The sequence below is a fragment of the Pyxidicoccus caerfyrddinensis genome, assembly GCF_010894405.1.
Classification (GTDB): Bacteria; Myxococcota; Myxococcia; order Myxococcales; family Myxococcaceae; genus Myxococcus; species Myxococcus caerfyrddinensis.
The window spans coordinates 1-17,693 of record NZ_JAAIYA010000050.1; the positions used below are offsets into that span (position 1 = coordinate 1).

Genomic DNA, 17,693 nt, shown 5'->3' on the forward strand with positions numbered 1-17,693 from the left:
CAGGCCGAGTTGCTGCTGCGGGCATTCAGCGCGTGCTACCTGCAGCGCGGAGATTGGAGGCGCCGGCGCCGCTCAGACTTCATCGCCCACCTCGATGCAAGCTGGCCCGAGTACAACCGCCTCTACGCCCATCCCTTCACATGGTTATGGACCCGAGCCAAGTTGCACAACTGGTTCGAGCGGCATCGCCGCTGACTATGTTGGATTACTTCGCGGACACTCCACTAGCGACGCTCGGCGCACGCCTCGCGCTGGATGAGCGAGGCGTGCGCGCCTTCGATGCACGACTTCACGGCCCTCCGTTAGCCACGGCCCTGCGCTCAGTATTCCTTCAGCAATGCGCCAGCCGTCGTGAGGCCAAGCCTCTTGAACAGCGCCGAGAGCTTCGGCTTCGGGAGCAGCTTCTGGGCGGCCGCCTCGACGCGGAGGAGTGAGAAGGCGAGCTGATCGAGCGACGTGAACGCCGGCGAGACGGAGCCTTCCTCGTGCGCGTAGCGGACGACCTCTCCCGTGGAGACGTCGAGCAGAAACATCTCGCCGGAGCCGTCGCTCGCGATGCCGACGTACTTGTCGTCGTTTGCCCCGTAGAGGTCCTCCTTCTTGCAGTCGAAGCCATAGCTGCCGAAGTCGAACGCGAGGGTCATCGACGGCACGCCACCGCCGGTCACCACTGCATCGAGCGCTCGACCCGAGGGAATGAGGCGGACCTTCTCGCTGCCAGGCTTCGACACGCGGGGCGTCTTCGGGAAGAAGCGAGCTGCGTCCGCCGCGAAGTCGCCGCGCTCGATGTAGCCGGTGAGGGCACCCGCCTCGACGCTCTCGCCCCACTCGGTAATCTTGGTCACGCCCGTGTCGAGGGGCGTGCCGTCCTTGCCAAAGAACGTCGTGCTCTTCAGCTTGCCCTTGGCAAAGATTGCCGTCAGGCGATGGGGCCACGGCTTGGGGACCTTGAAGACCTTGGGCAGGAGCGTGGTGCCCGCGAGCTCGAACAGTGCTCCGTTGGCCGGCCCGATGACCCACTCCAGGACACCGTCGATCGCGCCGTCACGGAGCGGGACCCGCAAGGTGTCCGGGAAGTCGAAGCCGGCGCGGAAGCGCACCTCGACCAGGGCACCGTCCGCGAAGGTTGCGATCATCGTGTTCGTCGGCCCCTTCGGCAGGCCGAGTGCAGCCTGCATGGCCACGCGCGGCGCGTGCTCGGACATCTCGTGGATGCCGAGCGACCACTTGAGCTCGCCGTCGAGCTTGCCGTCCTTGCGTGTGGCGTCGAGCAGCAAGAGGCCCGACGGATGGATCCACAGGCGCTCGCGCGCGTCGGCAGGGCCGCCGGCTCGCCAGAGCCTCGCGTCGGCATCGAAGGTGGCTTCGGGGGGCACGTCCTTGGGGCGCTGGTCGGTCGTCATGGCGCCGGAATCTACATGCGCCAACGGAGCCCGCTAGAAGGCTTCGAGCGTAATCGTAGCCCCCGTCGGCTGGCGCGAGACGATGAACGAGCTTCCGTCGCAGTTGTCGTCGTTGCCGAGCGCGTACGCGCGGCCGTCGATCGCGTTGGCGTGCACCACCTTGGCGTAGTAGTTCGTAAGGCCCTTCCATGGCTGGAAGCTGTTGCGCATCGTCGACTTGCACGCTTCGGTTCCGCTGATGACGCCCAGGTGGTCCTGCGTCATCAGCACCGTTCGATTGAGCGCCGGTGCGAGCGCCCCTTGAATCTGGGAGCCGTGGATGCCTCCGCCCTCCCTGGCGTTGACCTGGTTGGCGAATACCTGGAAGGTCGTCGGCTTCGAGAACACCGGCTTCGCGAGCTCGGCGTCTGATTCGCCCTTCCTCTGAAAAACGAAGTTGCCCGAGGCATCGACGGACCCGACAAAAAATATCCCGGTCTCGACTTCGGTCCAGAGGCGATTGGAGCCGCTGTCTCCGTAGTGCTCCCACACCGCGTTGATGTACGGATCGAAGTACGTCGCGCTGAACGTGCCGTTCTCGATGCCGTGAAACGGCGCGATGGCGACTCCGTCCTCACCGCCACTCTGGACGACGAGACTGCCCCAGCAGGGGGTGTTCTTGAGTTGCGATAGGATTTTGGAGCGCGCGCCGGCCTTGAAGCCAACCACATCTCCGCCGGGCGTGTCCTTGCCGTTCACACGCAATGACATCGGAATGCCGACCATGTCGACCTGCGTGAGATTCGCGTTGAAGCCCGTCTTCGGATCCATCGGAAGATTGACGAACTCCCACCAGTCGAAGAGCGTGCCGAAGTTATCGCCGTGGGTGTTCCATCCGTTCGGCGTCGTGTTGTTGAAATAAGGCGAGCCCACGATCCTGGCCGCCTTCATCTTCAACTTGTTCTTGACGGAGAAGTACATGCGCGCGCCGCCATCGAGCGCCGGCAGCAACATCTTCCCGCCATCGGTGCCGGTCCCCAGATTGATGCTGTAGTCGAGGAGTCCGTTCTTCTCGTCGCTCGGCAGGATCTGCTCGAGCGTGCCGGCCTTCGCGTCGGTGAGATGGTACCAGGGATAGAAGCGTTTTTCTCCCGGCATGTCCGGCTGCTTCTGCCCGGTGATGACGAACCAGATATCGCTGTCCGCGTAAGGCGTCTTGTTGACGATCTGGATCGGAAGTGTGTCCGACATGGCGGTATCTCCACGAGAGCTGAACCCGGTATCTCCAGGACGCCCGACGACTCAGGGTGTGAATCTGGATGGGGGCCGAGGCCAGGCCTGATCCAGGGTCGGCGGGTTGCGAGGGAGTGCTCCCTGACCCGGCGCGCGGCCCCAGGCACACCCGTCAGCAGCTCGCCCCACCCCTCCGCCCCAGCACTCCACCGCGCCCCACTTCCAGGGTGTAAATCTCCGGGCCCGTCAAACCACATATCAAAACGTAGAGCCACGTATGTCTATGTTCAAATACATATCAATGAATTGCACAGATCCAGCGGACATGGAACTGCAATTCATTGCATGGTTTCCTTGACGGCCCGGAATGACAGGAGTACTCAGACGCCCACCTGGTCATCGCGCCTCGAGCAGGCCGCCCGTGTCTCACCGGGCGGTGCCGCTACGGGTGCGCGCGGAGCAGGCCCTTTCCCCGGAGGCAGCCATGAAGTTCACCCGGTATTGCCGCTCCATCCTGTTCACCCCGGCGCTGGCCCTGGACCGTTTCGCGCGGGGGCAGCAGTCCGGCGCGGACATCAGCCTGGTGGACCTGGAGGACTCCGTGGCCGCCAGCCACAAGGACGCCGCGCGGCAGCAGGCGGAGGTGTTCTTCTCCGCCCCGCGCAGCTCGTCCAGCCGCCTGGCCGTGCGCATCAACGCCGTCACCCGCCCAGAGGGGATGCGGGATCTGCTCGCCCTGCGCACCTACGCCGTCAAGCCCGAGGCGGTGCTCGTCCCCAAGGTGGAGTCACCGAGGGACCTCGAGATTGTCGAGCAGGTGCTCGGCCCCGCGTGCGCGCAGGTGGACCTGCTCGCCCTGGTGGAGACACCGCGCGGGGTGGAGAACGTCCATGCCATCGCCTGCGCGACGCCTCGGCTCAAGGCGCTCGTGTTCGGCTCGGCGGACTTCTCCTTCAGCATCGGCGCGTCGCTCTCCTGGGAGCCCCTGCAGTACGCGCGCTCCCGGCTCGTCACCGCGGCGCGTGCCGCCAACGTGCAGGTCGTCGACTCGCCGCTGTTCGACATGGCGGACGAGGAAGGCCTGCGCCACGAGTGCCGGCTGGCCCGGAGCATGGGCTTCAGCGGCAAGGCCGCTGTCCACCCGCGCCAGGTGGAGATCATCAACCAGGCCTTCTCCCCGGACGAGAACACGCTGCGCAAGGCGCGGAAGATCGTCACGGAGAGCCAGGCCCGCGACTTCAACATCTGCGTGGTGGAGGGGACCATGATGGGTGCCCCGTTCGTCGAGGCGGCGAAGCGCACCCTCGAGGAGTTCGGCCCCCAGGAGGGCTGAACCCCGAACGTCCCCCCACACCGCAAACCACGTGCCCCCAGGAGGAATCCACATGGAAGAAAGCAACGCGCAGAGCGTCTTGGGTCCCCGGCGCTACCGCAACAACGAGAAGCTCATCGCCGTGGGCGACCGTGGCTGGCAGCACGCCGCGGAGAATGGGCTCATCGGCATCAAGGTGGACTTCGAGTCGAACAACCGGCTCATCGACACCCGGTCGGGCCACGAGTTCATGACGCTGTGCTCGTGCTCGTACCTGGGCCTCAACCACCACCCGAAGATCCTCCAGGGCTCCATCGACGCGCTGCGGGAGGCCGGCACCAACAGCCTGGCCATGTCCACCCTGCGCATCCGCCTGAACCTGATGGCGCGCATGGAGGAGGGACTGCGGGACTTGTACGGCTGCCCCACGCTGCCGGGAGCCACCTGCAGCGCGCTGACCGCGGGCATCCTCCCGCTGCTGGCGTCCGGCCACGTCACCGAGGACGGCCAGCCGCGCGTCATGGTGTTCGACCGCTTCTGTCACTTCTCCATGGCCTACATCAAGCCCATCTGCGGCGATGAGAGCCTGGTGCTGACGAGCCCGCACAACGACCTCAACTACCTGGAGGACGTCTGCAAGAAGTACCCCCGCGTGGCCTACGTGGCGGACGGCGCCTACTCCATGGGCGGGCTGACGGCGCTGGAGGGACTGCTGCAGCTCCAGGAGCGCTACGGGCTGTTCCTCTACATCGACGACTCGCACTCGCTGTCCATCACCGGCGAGCGCGGCGAGGGCTACGTGCGCTCGCGGCTGAAGATGAACCCGCTGACGATGATTGTCGCCTCGCTGGCCAAGGCGTTCGGCAGCTCGGGCGGCATCGCCATGCTGGGCAGCGAGAAGATCTTCGACTTCCTCTACCGGAACGCGGGGCCGCTGGCCTGGTCGCAGAATCTCCAGACGCCCTCGCTGGGGGCCTCGCTGGCCAGCATCGAGCTGCACCGCTCGCCGGAGCTGCGCCAGCTCCAGGACCAGCTGCAGCGCAACATCCAGTACTTCGACAGCCAGTTTCCCTCGCCGCACGCGGGCAACGGGATGCCCATCCGCCTCATCCAGGTGGGCGAGGAGGAGCGCGCCATCCGGCTGTCCTCGGAGCTGTACCAGCGCGGCTACTACTGCTCGGCGGTGTTCTTCCCCGTCGTCGCCCGGGGCGAGGCGGGGGTGCGCGTGATGATGCGCGCGGACATGACGCTCGAGCAGGTCCGCACCTTCTGCGCCGACGTCAAGGACATCCTCTCCCACTTCTGAGGCACCCACCCGGGCCACGAGGACACCACCATGGAGGGCACTGGAATCACCGGCTACAAGCAGCTCGGACCGCAGCGGTACCGCGAGGTCCTCGGCTTCCACTACGAGGACTTCACCGTGGGGGACGTCTTCGAGCACCGGCCCGGCAGGACGGTGACGGAGGCCGACAACGTCCTGATGAACACGCTGAGCATGAACCCGTCGCCGCTGCACCTGGACGCCGCGTACTGCGAGCAGACGGTGTGGGGCCGGCCGCTCATCTCCAGCCTGGTGACGTTCAGCATCGTCTGCGGCATGAGCGTGCGCAGCACGAGCGGCAGGGCCACCGCCAACCTCGGCTGGGACAAGATCCGCCTCACCCACCCCGTCTTCGCGGGCGACACGCTCTACGCGGAGAGCCGCATCCTGGCGAAGCGGCTGTCCACCCGTCGGACGGGAGAGGGAATCATCACCTGCGAGACGGTGGGCCTCACGTCGAAGGGCGAGGTCTTCCTCTCCTTCGAGCGCAGCTTCCTCGTGCCCACCCGCGAGCGGGCCGTCGAGGAAAGGGCCAGGTACTGACGCCATGCGGGCCGTCATCTTCGAAGGCTCCGGCGGACCGGAGGTGGTGAAGCTGCGCGAAGTCGCGAGGCCCGTGCCCACGCGGGAGGCGCTGCTGGTGAAGGTGCAGGCCACCGCGCTCAACCGCGCGGACCTGCTGCAGCGCCAGGGCGAGTACCAGGTCCCCGAGGGCCAGTCCCCCATCCCCGGCGTGGAAGTGGCCGGCACCGTGGAGGCCTGGGGCGAGGACGTGAAGGGCTTCACCCGGGGGCAGCGCGTCTACGGCGTGGTGGAGGGTGGCGGGCTGGCCGAGTACTGCCTGCTGGACCAGGGCATGGCCAACCCCATCCCCACCGGCTTCGACTTCGCGGAGGCAGCGGCCACCGCGGAGTCCTGCCTCACCGCCAACGAGACGCTCTTCACGCTCGGCCAGCTCCAGCGGGGACAGGCGGTGCTCATCCACGCGGCCGCCAGCAGCATCGGCACCACCATGGTGCAGATGGCCCGGCACGTGGGGGCCACCACCTTCTGCACCGTGGGCACCCAGCGGAAGGTGGAGGCCCTGCGCGCCCTGGGCGCCGACGAGGTCTTCAATTACCGGGAGCAGGACTTCGTCCGCGAGATCCTCCGCCTGACGCGCGACGAGGGCGTCCCGCTGGTGATGGACTTCGTGGGCGGCGCCTTCCTGGAGCGCAACCTCGCCGTGCTGGGGCATGAGGGATGCCTGGTAATGGTGGGGCTGCTCGACGGCATGACGGCGCAGGTAGACCTGCTGCGCATCGTGCAGCGCCGCCTGCAGCTCAAGGGCTCCTCCCTGCGGCTGCGGCCCATGCGCGAGAAGCGCGAGGTGAATGAGCGCTTCCGCCAGCGCTGGCTGGAGGTGCTCGCCCGGGGCGAGCTGCGCCCCGTCATCCACGCGCGCTACCCGCTGGAGGACGTGGGGGCCGCGCTGGCGGACATGGAGGCGAACCGCAACATCGGGAAGCTCGTACTCACACTTGAGAGGAACTCCAGTCATGCATGAAGAGCTGACGGCAAACATCAAGAAGATCCTGATCAACAACCTGTTCGTCGAGCTGCCTCCGGAGCAGATCGGCGCGGATGACGGCCTGCAGGCGGTCATCGGCCTGGACTCGGTGGGCTTCCTCGAGCTGCGCGTCATCTGCGAGGACGAGTTCGGCGTGCGCATCTCCGACGAGGACTTCAACGCGGACAACTTCCGGACGGTGAACCAGCTCGTGTCGCTCATCGTGGGCCTGAAGACCCGGGCCCAGGGAGGCGCGTGGTGAAGGTGCCCGCTCCAGGTGGAATGCTGGCCCCCGCGGAGCTGGACCGGCTGCGCGCCGGACTCGCCCTGCACATGGACCACTACGGCGGCGGGCGCCTGCCCTTCGCTTGCCTTCAGGCGCGCGGGCTCGTCCAGCAGATGGTGCCGCTGGAAGGCGAAGGCGCGGGCCGGGTGCTGGAGGTGCTGGACGCGAGCGGCGGCTACGCCAGCGCCTGTCTGGGCGCGGGCCACCCCTGCCTCCACGAAGCGCTGCGGGACGGCCTGGAGCGCGGCTACGTCACCGACGAGCTGGGCTCGCTGGAGCGGACGCGGCTGCTGGAGGAACTGTTCGGCCCCGAGGGCCGCTGGGCGGACCGCTTCCCGGGAAGTGCCTACCACGCGAGCGGCCGCAACTCCGGCTCCGAGGGACTGGAGCTCGCGCTGCGGCTGGTGCTGGAGTCCGGCTTCGACCGGCGGCGTCTGTCGGTGAAGGCGGGCCGTGAGGCGCGGCGGACCGTCCTCGCCTTCGAGGGCGCCTGGCATGGGTGGACGGGCGGCCTGGTGCCCCTGCTCAACCGCCGGCATTACAGGGTCGGCCTGCCCCACCCTGCCCCCGAGCCGCCCTTCGGCCTGGACGTGGCGTTCCTGCCCTTCGGCCAGCTGGAGCCACTGGAGCGCTTCTTCGCCGAGCAGGGCTCGAAGCTGTCCGCGGTCTTCGTCGAGCCCATCCAGGGCGACGCCGGCATCCTCGTGCCACCGCCGGGCTATCTGCGGAAGCTGGCCGGGCTGTGCCGTGAGCACGGCGTGCTCCTGGTGGCGGACGAGGTGCTCACCTTCGCGAAGACGGGCCGCTTCTTCGCCATGACGGACGAGGAGGGGCCCATCCCCACCGACATCACCGTCATCGGAAAGAGCCTGGGCATGGGCGCCGTCTCCACGTCCATGGTCATCGCGCGACGCGAGCTGTCCGTGCGCTCCAGCGGTGCGGTGTCCACGTCGGACATGCGGCCCCTCACCTGCGCGCTGATGCGCACCGGCCTCCGGTACCTCGAGGAGGAACGCCTCGTCGAGCGCGCCGGAGCGCTGGGCGAGGAGCTGCGCGCCCGGCTCCAGCGGGACGTGGTGGAGGCCTTCCCGGAGCTGTTCCTGGAGGTCCGGGGCGTTGGCTACATGAACGGCATCGAGCTCACCGAGCGCGCCGCCAGCGGCCTCACCCGGCTGCGCCACCGGCTCCTCGAGTCCGGCGTCTTCGTGGAGTTCATGGCCGGAGCAGGCCGGCGTTCCCACGGTCTGCGCTACCTGTTCCCTGCGATGCGCATCGCCCCGCCGCTCATCGCGGGCGAGGAGGACCTGCGGCACATCGTCGAGCGCATCCGCGAAGGCACCCGGAGGTTCGTGGAGACGGGGTCATGACGCCCCTGCGCCACCGCGTGGAGCACGTCGACACCGATGCGTCCGGGGTCGTCCACTTCTCCCGTTACGCCTCGCTGCTGGAGACAGCGGCGCTGGAAGAGCTGGAGCGCAAGGGCTCGGGGCTCGGGGCGCTCGAAGGTCAGGGGCTGGACCTGCGCGTGCGGGAGCTGCGCATCAGCTACCGCGCCGCCGCGCGCTTCCAGGACTGGCTGCGATTGGTGGCCAGCCTGGAGCACGTGGGCCCCGCGAGTCTCAAGTTGGGCGTGAAGGTCTACCGCGAGGGCCAGGAGCCCGAGCCGGTGCTGCTCGCCTCAGGAAGTCTGGACATGGCTGTCGTCAACCGCGCGAGCGGAGGTCCCTCATGCATTCCACAAACACTCAGCGCCGTCCTCAAGCAGACCTCGTCCCCGTGAGCGAAGGAGCGCGGCAACCCAAGCCCCTGGGCTTCACCGCCCTGCGCCAGTGGCTCCGCCACCGGCACCCGATGATCCTCCTGGACCGCATCGTGGACCACGAGCCCGGGAAGTTCCTCGAGGCGCTCATCTCCATCTCGGGGAACCTGGACTGCATCGCGGGCCACTTCCCCGAGCGCGCCATCTACCCCGGCAGCAACCTCATCCAGGCCTTCGCCCAGGCCGGCATCATCCTCTACCAGATGAGCACGTCGCTCCTGGAGGAGGACGAACTGACGCTGATTGGCTCGGTGGAGAGCCGCTTCCTCCAGGTCGTCGTCCCGGGCGACCAGGTGCTGCTGCGCGTCCAGGTGAGCCGCCTGGCCGGAGGCCTCTTCGTCTACTCGGGCAAGGCGACGGTGGGCACCCGCCGCGTGGCGGCGTTCCGCGCCAGCCTCGTCCGCACCAAGGTCTCGGAGCTGGGCTCGCCGCTATGGTAGCGCCCGTCGCTGTGACGGGGGCCGCGTGGAGCACGGCCCTCGGCCACGGGCTCGGCGACGTGTGGCGGCGGCTGCTGGCCGGCGAGCACGGCTTCGTCGAGGTGGACTCCCCGCACCGGCTGAGGAACGCGCTGGCCGCGGCCATTCCTCCACCCGGTGACGGCCCCGCGACCCGGCTGCGGCGCCTGGCAGTGGAGACGCTGCGCCGCGCACTGGCCGAGGCACGGCTGGAAGCGGGCGGCCCCGGCACGCGCTTCGTGCTGGGGACGAGCCTGGGGGCCTGGCTCGACGAGGCGCGCGAGCGGGAGGCGCCGCTTCACGCGTGGGCGGACGAGGTGGCCCGCACGGTGGGCGCGCGCGAGATGCCGGTCTGTCTCTCCACGGCGTGCTCCTCGGGCTCCGATGCCATCCTGGTGGGCGCGGAGCTCATCCGCTCCGGAGCAGCGGAGGTGTGCGTCTGCGGCGGCGTGGATGTCCTCACGCAGAGCAAGCGGCTGGCGCACTCGGCGCTCTCCACCATGTCCCCTACCCGGCCGCGCGCCTTCGACGCGCGACATGACGGCATGCTGCTGGGCGAGGGCGCCGGCTTCCTCGTGCTGGAGTCCATGGCCCATGCGCGGGAGCGCTCAGCGCCGCTGCTTGCCGTCTTCCGGGGGGCGGGCTCGGCCAACGACGCGGCGAGCATGACGGCTCCGGACCCCGCCGCCATGGGGGCCCGGCTGGCGATGGAGCGCTCTCTCTCGGACGCTGGGGTGGCGCCGGGAGACATCGGGCTCGTCAACGCTCACGGCTCGGCCACGCCCGCCAATGACCGCGCGGAGGCGGAGGCCTTCCGCGCCGTCTTCGGGGAGGGGCCACGTCCGCTGGTCTTCGCGACGAAGGGCGCCTTCGGCCACACCCTCGGCGCCACCGGCGCCATGGAGGCGATTGCCCTCATCCTCGGGCTGCGGGAGGGCGTGGTGCCCCCCATCGCCGGCCTGGAGCAGCCCGACGCGGACTTCCCCTGTCCGCTCCCCATGGGCCGGCCGGTGCGGCACGAGGAGCGCATCGGCCTGAGCCTCACGCTCGGATTCGGAGGCTTCGACACCGCTCTCGTCTTCGAGGTCCCTCGATGAACCTGTCTCCTCTCGCAAAGACGTCCCTCGTGATCCGTGGCAGCGCGGCGGCATGGGGCGGTGAGCCCAACCCGTACGCGGCGCGGGTGAAGACCTCCGTGCGCTATGCGGACCCGATGGCCTGGGCCCTCGTGCTCGCCATTGGCGAGGCCACCGAGCCGCTGGGCGAGGACTTCCGGAGCGCGGTGGATCGGTGCTCGCTCATCCAGGTGGGCCCCGAGGCTCCAACGGAGGCCCTGTCCCAGGCCGCGAGCGAGGCGCTGCGTGGCTTCGCCTCGCCCATCCGCTTTCCCGCGGCGACGCCGAGCGCGCCCTCGGGACTCGCCTGCATCGTCCATGGCCTGCGCGGGCCGACGCTCGCATTGACGATGCCCGTGATGGACGGAGCCGGCATCGCCCTGGCGCTCTCCGCCGCATGGCTCGCGCGAGGCGTCGTCGACTACGCGCTCATCGGGACGGCGGCTTCCGTGCCCGGCGGCCCGCCCCGCGCCGCCTGTGCGGTGCTCTCTCGGGGCGAGGGCCCGGGCGTGGCCCCGGCGCTCCTGGTGAAGACCCTTCTCCCCCGAGCTGCGCATCCATGACTGAAACCGCCAGGTCGCCCCAACGCCCCTGGTGACGACCCTTCACCCCGAGCCTCGCACTCATGAATGAAACGACCACGGACGTGGCGGGCATCTCCCTGCCGACCATTCAGGCGTTCCTGGACCGCGTCCGGGACCTCACGGAGTCTGGGGCCCCGGCGCAGCACCCGGTGGAGCAGCTCGCGGCCTCCTGGATGGCGCGGGGCCTGCGGCCAGGGGATGTCGTCCTGCTGGCCCTGCCGAACGGGGCGGAGCTGCTGGCCCAGGTCTTCGCGATTCTCGCCGCACGAGGAGTGCCCGCGCTGGTGTCGCCCTCCGCGCCCGCCGCGCGGCAGCAGGCGCTCGTGGAGTCGCTCCCGGCGCGCGCACTGGTCGCCATGCGCCGCCCGGCACCTCATGCCCGGGACGTGGAGCGCTTCGCGCTGGGCGGGGCCGAGGTGGCCCTGTTCTCCGACGCGCAGCCGCCGGGCGCCCAGGCCGGGGAGATGGTCCTGCTCACCTCGGGCACGTCGGGCTTCGCAAGTGGCTGTGTGTTCGACCTCGACGCGCTCTTCCGGAACGCGAGCCGTCACGCGGACGCCGTCGGTCTGCGCGCCGGGGACACCGTGCTGGTGAACCTGCCGCTCTATTACTCGTACTCCATGGTCGCCCAGGCCTTCGCCTCGCTGCTGCGGGGCGCGGACCTGGTCATCAGCGGGCCTCCCTTCCAGCCCGCCGCGTACCTGCGACTGCTGGCCGAGCACGGCGTCACCGTGTCCGCGCTGACGCCGCTGCTGGTGCGGTCGCTGCTCCAGCAGGGCGGCGCCTTCCCCGAGGGGCTGCGCTCCCTGGGCGTCGGAGGGGACGTCCTCTCTCCGGAGCACGTGACGCGGCTGCTGCACCAGCGGCCTCGGGGCGAGCTGTACATCACCTATGGCCTGTCCGAAGCCGGGCCGCGAGTCGCCACGCTGGCGGCCCATGCCGAGCCGGCCCACCGCTTCGCCTCCGTGGGCCTGCCGCTCCCGGGGACGCAGGTGTCGCTCGTCCCCCGGGGCCCCGGCGGCCAGAAGGAGCTGCTGGTGTCCTCGGACACGCTGATGAAGCGGCGCATCGGACTGGTGGAGGGCGAGAAGCTGAACGCGTGGCGAGGCCCACGCATGCTGGCCACAGGGGACATCTTCGACATCGACGCGGAGGGCTACCTGTACTTCCAGGGACGGCTCTCCGACTTCATCGTCCGGGGCAGCGAGAAGATCTCCATGGCCTCCGTGCGCCGCCTGGCCACCACGCTTCCCGGCGTGCTCACGGCGCGCACGCAGATCGTCCCCGGCGTGGAGGGCGACGACTACGAGATGATCCTCACGGTGGCGGACGAGGGGCGCTCGATGGACCACGTGTCCGAGGCGCTCTCCCGCCTCCTGCGGCTCGCGGAGCGCCCACGGCGCATCCAGGTCGTCTCCGCTGACGGCGCCACCGCCGCGCTTCACAAGTGAGCCGGTGACGCCACGCGTGCCGCGGTCTCCCCAAACCTGTCTCAAACAGTGAAGGACTCCCCGATGACACTCGCCTCGCCGAATGCCAGCTACCAGCCCCCGCGCACGCCGACGGAGGAGGTCCTCTGCGAGCTCTGGAAGGTGATGCTGGAGGTCGAGCGCGTGGGCATCCACGACGACTTCTTCCAGCTCGGCGGCCACTCCCTCATCGCCACCCGGATCGTCTCGCGGCTCAACGAGCTCTTCCACCTGCGCTTCCCCCTGCCCACCCTCTTCGACGCGCCCACCATCGCGGAGCTGTCAGAGGCCATCGAGTCCGCGCGGGGAGCCACGGTTCCGAACCAGGACCTCGAGCTCCGCCCCGGCTCCCACGGAAGCGACGCCCCGCTCTCCTTCTCGCAGGAGCGCCTCTGGTTCATGGAGCATCTGCATCCCGGGACGGCCACCTACAACATCCCCATCTTCTACCGCATCACCTCGCAGCTCGACGTCGGCGTGCTCCAGCGCGCCCTCGCCGAAGTGCTCCGCCGTCACGAGTCGCTCCGGGCCACCTTCGCCTCCACGGCTTCGGGTCCTGTCGCGCGCATCGCGCCACCGCATCCCTTCCCTCTGTCGGTCATCGACCTGGGGCACCTCCCCGTGGACGCCCGCGACGCGGAGGCCTCGCGCATCGCCACCGAGCAGGCGCACCTGCACATCGACATCCGCACGGGTCCCATCGTCCGCGGCACCCTGCTGCGGGTCGGCGCACGAGACCATCGGCTCCTCCTCATGGTCCATCACATCGTGTTCGACGGCGGGTCCCTGGGCATCCTCATGCGCGAGCTCCGGACGCTCTACTCGGACTTCGCCGCCGCCCGGCCTTCGTCCCTCCCCGAGCTCCGCCTCCGGTACGCGGACTTCGCCAGCTGGCAGCGCCAGTGGATGCCGGAACAGGCCCAGGAGCGGCTCCTCCCCTACTGGCGCAAGCGCCTCGCCGGAGCCCCCACGCTCCTCGCGCTTCCCACCGACCGTCCCCGGCCGCCGGTCCAGCGTTTCAAGGGCACCCGGCGGACCTTCCACATCCCCGAGGAGACGGCGCTGGCCATCGACGCGCTCAGCCGCAAGGAGCGCACGACGCTCTTCATGACGCTCCTCGCGGGCTTCTGCGCCGTCCTCCACCGCTACTCCGGGCAGGAGGACCTCGTCGTCGGCTCCCCCATCGCCGGACGCATCCGGCCAGAGGTGGAGGGGCTCATCGGCTTCTTCGTCAACACGCTCGCCCTGCGCAATGACCTGTCGGGCAACCCCCGCTTCGTCGAGCTCCTCGCCCGGGTGCGCGAAGTGACTCTCGGCGCCTTCGCCCACCAGGAGCTCCCCTTCGAGAAGCTGGTCGAGGCAGTCCAGCCGGAACGCACCCTCAGCCACGCCCAGGTCGCCCAGGTGATGTTCGTCCTGCAGAACGCGCCCACACTGGAGGAGGACCCGTCCGCCGCGCTCCAGCTCACCGCCACGGCGGAGTCCTGGGAGGTGAACACCGGGACGACGAAGTGCGACCTCGTCCTCTACATGGCGAGGACGCCCGAGGGCCTCCGCGCCACCTTCGAGTACGACACCGACCTCTTCGATGACGCGCGCATCGAGCGCATGGCCGGGCACCTCCAGGTACTGCTCGAGGCCGCGGCCTTCGACTCGCACCAGACGCTCGCCGAGCTTCCCCTGCTCACGCCCGCCGAGCGCCACCAGTTGCTGCACGAGTGGAACAGCGCTTCCGCCGACTTCCCCCGCGACCTCTGCGTCCACGAGCTGTTCTCCCGACAGGCCGCTCGGACTCCGGACGCCGTCGCCGTCTCCTACGGCGCCCACGGCCTCACCTACCGGGAGCTCGACGCGCGCTCCAACCAGCTCGCCCGCCACCTGCGCTCGCTCGGCGTGGGTCCCGAGGTCCTCGTCGGCCTGTGCGTCGAGCGCTCCGTGGACCTCATCGTCAGCATGCTCGGCATCCTCAAGGCGGGTGGCGCCTACCTTCCGCTGGAGGCGTCCTACCCCGCCGAGCGTCTGGCCTTCATGCTCCAGGACGCCCGCGTCGGGCTCCTGCTCGTCCACGACGCCAGGCTCCAGCACCTGCCGCCGTTCCCGGGCCCCATCGTCCGCATCGACGCCGATGGGGACACCCTCTCCCGGCACTCCGCCCTTCCGCTTCCCTCCACCGCCTGCCCCGACAACCTCGCCTACGTCATCTACACCTCTGGCTCCACCGGCAGGCCCAAGGGCAGCGCCATCCTCCATCGCGGCATCTCAGCCCTGCTCTTCCACACGAACTTCGTCCGCTTCTCCCCAGGGGACCGCGTCGCCCAGGCCTCCAACGCCTCCTTCGACCCGAGCACCTTCGAAGTATGGGGCGCGCTGCTGCATGGCGCCCGCCTCGTCGGCATCACCGCCGACCCGGCGCGCGAGCCCCAGGAGCTCGCCGCGCAGATTCGGGACGAGGCCATCACAATCATGTTCGTCACCACCGCCGTGCTCCACCTGCTGGCGCGTCAGGTGCCGGACGCCTTCCGCCACGTCCACACCCTCGTCTTCGGAGGTGAGGCCGCGGACCCGCTGGCGCTGCGCGAGGTGCTCCGGCACGGCCCGCCCCGCCGGCTGCTCAACGGCTACGGCCCCACCGAGTGCACGGTCTTCTCCACCTTCCACGCCATCGACACGCCTCCGTCGCTCGGCCACCCCGTGCCCATCGGCCGCCCAATCACAAACGGCCCCGTCTACCTGTTGGACAGACACCTGCGGCCGGTGCCCATCGGAGTCCCCGGAGAGCTCTACGTCGCGGGCGAGCGATTGGGCCGCGGCTACTTCAACCGCCCGGAGCTCACCGCGCGGACCTACGTGCCCGACCCCTTCAGCGCCCGGCCCGGCGCCCGCCTCTACAAGACGGGAGACCTGGGCCGCTACCTGCCCAACGGGCGCATCGAGTACCTGGGCCGCGTCGACCTGCAGGTGAAGATCCGCGGCTTCCGGGTGGAGCTGGGGGAGGTCGAGGAGTCACTGCGCCAGCACCCGGCCGTGGAGGACTGCACGGTGGTGGCGCTGGAGGTCGGAGGGGACCGCAAGCTGGCCGCCTACGTCGTCGCCCGCGGGGAGGCGCCCGCCCAGGCCTCGCTGCGCACCTGGCTGCGAGAGCGACTGCCGGAGCACATGGTGCCCGCCTCCTTCACCCTGCTGCCCGCGCTGCCGCTGACGCCCAACGGAAAGGTGGACCGCCGCGCCCTGCCCTCGCCCGATCAGGCCCAGGGGGATGCGTCCAGCTACCAGCCTCCGCGAACCTTCACTGAAGAGGCCCTGTGCCGGATGTGGGGCGCGCTCCTGGAGATGGAGCGCGTGGGCATCCACGACAACTTCTTCCACCTCGGCGGCCATTCGCTCCTCGCCACCCAGGTCGTCTCACGGGTCCGCGCCGAGCTCGGAGTGGACGTCTCGCTCCGCACGTTGTTCGCGGGGCCCACGGTGGCCGACCTGGCGCGGCACGTCTCCCGCGCGGAGCCGCCGGTGGTGCTCGCGCGGCCGGTGCCGCCCCTGCGCCGGGTGCCTCGCGAGGGGCCACTGCGCGTGTCATTCGCCCAGGAGCGCCTGTGGCGCTTCTTCCAGCGGGCGCCCGAGTCCAGCGCCTACAACATCCCCCGCGCGTTCCGGCTGAGCGGCCGGTTGGAGCCACGCCATATCGAGGCGACCTTCCAGGCCCTCATCGCCCGGCACGAGTCGCTGCGCGTCACCTACTCCGAGGAGGAGGGCGTACCCGTGCAGCGCCTTCAGTCGCCGGCCGACTTCCAGCTCCGGGAGGTGGACCTGCGCGGAAGAGAGGACCGCGAGGAGGAGGCGATGCGCGACATGATGGCGTCCGCGCTGCGCCCGTTCGACCTGACGCGAGGCCCGCTGATGCATGCGTCGCTGCTGCGGCTGGGGGACGAGGAGCACCTGCTGTTCTTCTGCATGCACCACATCACGGCGGATGGCTGGTCCATGGGCGTCCTCGCGCGCGAGCTGGGTCGGCTCTACACGGCCATCGTCACCGGTGGAGAGGCCGGGCTGGCGCCGCTGGCCATCCAGTACCCTGACTACGCGGCGTGGCAGCGCAACTGGCTGTCCGGCGAGGAGCTGCGGGAGCGGCTCGGCTTCTGGCAGAAGGCGCTCGCCGGGGCGCCCACGCTGCTGAACCTTCCCACGGACCGGCCTCGGCCGGCGGTGCGCACGTTCAACGGACTCCAACGGCCGGTCCAGCTGGGTGGGGAGCGCAGCCGGGCGTTGCACGCGCTCTGCCGCGGCGAGCAGGTGACACCGTTCATGGCGCTGCTGGCGGTCTTCGGCATCGTGCTGGCCCGACGCGCGGGGCAGGAGGAGGTGGTCATCGGCTCGCCCATCGCCAACCGCCTCCGCCCGGAGCTGGAGCCGCTCATCGGGATGTTCGTCAACGGGCTGTGCCTGCGCATCAACCTGCACGGGAGCCCGGGATTCCGCGAGCTGCTCCAGCGGGTGCGCGAGGAGACACTGGCGGGCTATGCCCACCAGGAAGTCCCCCTGGACCTGGTGATGGCGTCGCTCGGCGTGGAGCCGCCGGCGAACCGGTCGCCGGTGTTCCAGGCCATGTTCGTCCTGCAGAACGCTCCCACCTCGCCGCTGGAGCTGCCTGGCCTCTCCGTGACGCCGGTGGAGGTCAGCCGCGGCTCTGTCACCTACGAGCTCACCCTGGCGCTGGCGGAGACACCCGAAGGCTTCTCCGGCGTGCTGGAGTTCAACACGGACTTGTTCGAGGCAGCCACCGGGGAGCGGCTCCACGCGGACCTGGTGGAGCTGCTGGACGCCGTGCTGGTGAACCCGGACCTGCCCGTGGGCCTGTGACACGAGCATGGAGGGAGACGCCAGCGAGTTGGAGTGCGTCCGCGTCGCCGGCAGGGTGCCCCGGGCGCCCTCCTCCGCGCTGGCGGCAAGCGAGCGGGCCATCGAGGGGGACACCGCGGAGCTGGAGTGCTTGCATGCGGCGGTGCAGTCCAGCTAGGACCCTTCGAGCCTGACACGTACCTGCGACCAGGCGATGAGCGGCGACGAGGCGGAGTTCGAATGCCTCTAGCGGAGCCTTTCGCCGCCGCTGAGCCCGCCTCACGCGGGCGCGTTCTTCGAACGCGTTACGCTCGACGGCAGCAACCCCT

At 69.7% G+C, this 17,693-nt stretch carries 16 protein-coding genes; 14 read left to right on the forward strand and 2 right to left on the reverse strand.

The window, feature by feature from the left end; all coding sequences use genetic code 11:
• Positions 1-195 (forward strand): hypothetical protein (locus tag G4D86_RS50655; protein ID WP_420821899.1); only part of this gene is annotated, 195 nt, incomplete at its 5' end.
• A 125-nt stretch (positions 196-320) separates the two neighbouring features.
• Here G4D86_RS50655 and G4D86_RS50660 read toward each other — a convergent pair.
• Both G4D86_RS50660 and G4D86_RS50665 read right to left on the reverse strand, forming a co-directional pair.
• Positions 321-1,403: an SMI1/KNR4 family protein gene (locus G4D86_RS50660; RefSeq protein WP_164002914.1), complete on the reverse strand. Its 1,083-nt coding sequence runs from the start codon at positions 1,401-1,403 to the stop codon at positions 321-323.
• Positions 1,404-1,436: 33 nt separating this feature from the next.
• Positions 1,437-2,633 carry a beta-1,3-glucanase family protein gene (locus tag G4D86_RS50665; RefSeq protein ID WP_164002915.1) on the reverse strand — a complete coding sequence of 399 codons (1,197 nt, stop codon included), beginning with the start codon at positions 2,631-2,633 and terminating at the stop codon, positions 1,437-1,439.
• A 466-nt stretch (positions 2,634-3,099) separates the two neighbouring features.
• Here G4D86_RS50665 and G4D86_RS50670 point away from each other — a divergent pair, with 466 nt between their 5' ends.
• From G4D86_RS50670 to G4D86_RS50730, 13 genes are all read left to right on the forward strand, one after another.
• Entirely contained in the window at positions 3,100-3,948 is an 849-nt protein-coding gene (locus G4D86_RS50670) for an HpcH/HpaI aldolase/citrate lyase family protein (RefSeq protein WP_164002916.1), read from the forward strand.
• A gap of 52 nt (positions 3,949-4,000) precedes the next feature.
• Complete coding sequence (locus G4D86_RS50675; protein WP_164002917.1) at positions 4,001-5,233, forward strand: aminotransferase class I/II-fold pyridoxal phosphate-dependent enzyme; 1,233 nt, start codon at positions 4,001-4,003, stop codon at positions 5,231-5,233.
• Positions 5,234-5,263: 30 nt separating this feature from the next.
• Complete coding sequence (locus tag G4D86_RS50680) at positions 5,264-5,794, forward strand: MaoC family dehydratase (RefSeq protein WP_164002918.1); 531 nt, start codon at positions 5,264-5,266, stop codon at positions 5,792-5,794.
• Positions 5,795-5,798: 4 nt separating this feature from the next.
• On the forward strand, positions 5,799-6,797 hold the full coding sequence (locus G4D86_RS50685; protein ID WP_164002919.1) for an NAD(P)H-quinone oxidoreductase: 999 nt from the start codon (positions 5,799-5,801) through the stop codon (positions 6,795-6,797).
• Positions 6,790-7,062 (forward strand): acyl carrier protein, encoded by a 273-nt coding sequence (locus G4D86_RS50690; RefSeq protein WP_164002920.1) that lies wholly within the window; start codon positions 6,790-6,792, stop codon positions 7,060-7,062. The genes G4D86_RS50685 and G4D86_RS50690 overlap by 8 nt, the downstream gene beginning before the upstream one ends.
• A 20-nt stretch (positions 7,063-7,082) precedes the next feature.
• Entirely contained in the window at positions 7,083-8,453 is a 1,371-nt protein-coding gene (locus G4D86_RS50695; RefSeq protein WP_164002921.1) for an aminotransferase class III-fold pyridoxal phosphate-dependent enzyme, read from the forward strand.
• The gene (locus tag G4D86_RS50700) at positions 8,450-8,866 is read left to right on the forward strand and encodes an acyl-CoA thioesterase (protein ID WP_164002922.1); all 417 of its coding nucleotides are present in this window, start codon (positions 8,450-8,452) and stop codon (positions 8,864-8,866) included. Before G4D86_RS50695 ends, G4D86_RS50700 begins: the two co-directional genes overlap by 4 nt.
• Positions 8,863-9,345: a 3-hydroxyacyl-ACP dehydratase FabZ family protein gene (locus tag G4D86_RS50705; RefSeq protein ID WP_164002923.1), complete on the forward strand. Its 483-nt coding sequence runs from the start codon at positions 8,863-8,865 to the stop codon at positions 9,343-9,345. Before G4D86_RS50700 ends, G4D86_RS50705 begins: the two co-directional genes overlap by 4 nt.
• Positions 9,339-10,460 (forward strand): beta-ketoacyl-[acyl-carrier-protein] synthase family protein, encoded by a 1,122-nt coding sequence (locus tag G4D86_RS50710; protein WP_164002924.1) that lies wholly within the window; start codon positions 9,339-9,341, stop codon positions 10,458-10,460. The genes G4D86_RS50705 and G4D86_RS50710 overlap by 7 nt, the downstream gene beginning before the upstream one ends.
• Positions 10,457-11,041: a coronafacic acid synthetase gene (locus tag G4D86_RS50715; RefSeq protein WP_164002925.1), complete on the forward strand. Its 585-nt coding sequence runs from the start codon at positions 10,457-10,459 to the stop codon at positions 11,039-11,041. Before G4D86_RS50710 ends, G4D86_RS50715 begins: the two co-directional genes overlap by 4 nt.
• Positions 11,042-11,103: 62 nt before the next feature.
• Complete coding sequence (locus tag G4D86_RS50720) at positions 11,104-12,513, forward strand: class I adenylate-forming enzyme family protein (RefSeq protein WP_164002926.1); 1,410 nt, start codon at positions 11,104-11,106, stop codon at positions 12,511-12,513.
• A gap of 63 nt (positions 12,514-12,576) precedes the next feature.
• Positions 12,577-17,385, forward strand: coding sequence for a non-ribosomal peptide synthetase (locus G4D86_RS50725; protein ID WP_164002927.1), 4,809 nt, complete (start codon positions 12,577-12,579; stop codon positions 17,383-17,385).
• Positions 17,386-17,392: 7 nt separating this feature from the next.
• Entirely contained in the window at positions 17,393-17,542 is a 150-nt protein-coding gene (locus G4D86_RS50730) for a hypothetical protein (RefSeq protein WP_164002928.1), read from the forward strand.
• The last annotated feature ends 151 nt before the right edge of the window (positions 17,543-17,693 follow it).

Bases quoted from the DNA above. Each gene is read 5' to 3' on its own strand.
- G4D86_RS50660 (WP_164002914.1), bottom strand. From the start codon at position 1,403: ATGACGACCGACCAGCGCCCCAAGGACGTGCCCCCCGAAGCCACCTTC.
- G4D86_RS50665 (WP_164002915.1), bottom strand. From the start codon at position 2,633: ATGTCGGACACACTTCCGATCCAGATCGTCAACAAGACGCCTTACGCG.
- G4D86_RS50670 (WP_164002916.1), top strand. From the start codon at position 3,100: ATGAAGTTCACCCGGTATTGCCGCTCCATCCTGTTCACCCCGGCGCTG.
- G4D86_RS50675 (WP_164002917.1), top strand. From the start codon at position 4,001: ATGGAAGAAAGCAACGCGCAGAGCGTCTTGGGTCCCCGGCGCTACCGC.
- G4D86_RS50680 (WP_164002918.1), top strand. From the start codon at position 5,264: ATGGAGGGCACTGGAATCACCGGCTACAAGCAGCTCGGACCGCAGCGG.
- G4D86_RS50685 (WP_164002919.1), top strand. From the start codon at position 5,799: ATGCGGGCCGTCATCTTCGAAGGCTCCGGCGGACCGGAGGTGGTGAAG.
- G4D86_RS50690 (WP_164002920.1), top strand. From the start codon at position 6,790: ATGCATGAAGAGCTGACGGCAAACATCAAGAAGATCCTGATCAACAAC.
- G4D86_RS50695 (WP_164002921.1), top strand. From the start codon at position 7,083: ATGCTGGCCCCCGCGGAGCTGGACCGGCTGCGCGCCGGACTCGCCCTG.
- G4D86_RS50700 (WP_164002922.1), top strand. From the start codon at position 8,450: ATGACGCCCCTGCGCCACCGCGTGGAGCACGTCGACACCGATGCGTCC.
- G4D86_RS50710 (WP_164002924.1), top strand. From the start codon at position 9,339: ATGGTAGCGCCCGTCGCTGTGACGGGGGCCGCGTGGAGCACGGCCCTC.
- G4D86_RS50715 (WP_164002925.1), top strand. From the start codon at position 10,457: ATGAACCTGTCTCCTCTCGCAAAGACGTCCCTCGTGATCCGTGGCAGC.
- G4D86_RS50720 (WP_164002926.1), top strand. From the start codon at position 11,104: ATGAATGAAACGACCACGGACGTGGCGGGCATCTCCCTGCCGACCATT.
- G4D86_RS50725 (WP_164002927.1), top strand. From the start codon at position 12,577: ATGACACTCGCCTCGCCGAATGCCAGCTACCAGCCCCCGCGCACGCCG.
- G4D86_RS50730 (WP_164002928.1), top strand. From the start codon at position 17,393: ATGGAGGGAGACGCCAGCGAGTTGGAGTGCGTCCGCGTCGCCGGCAGG.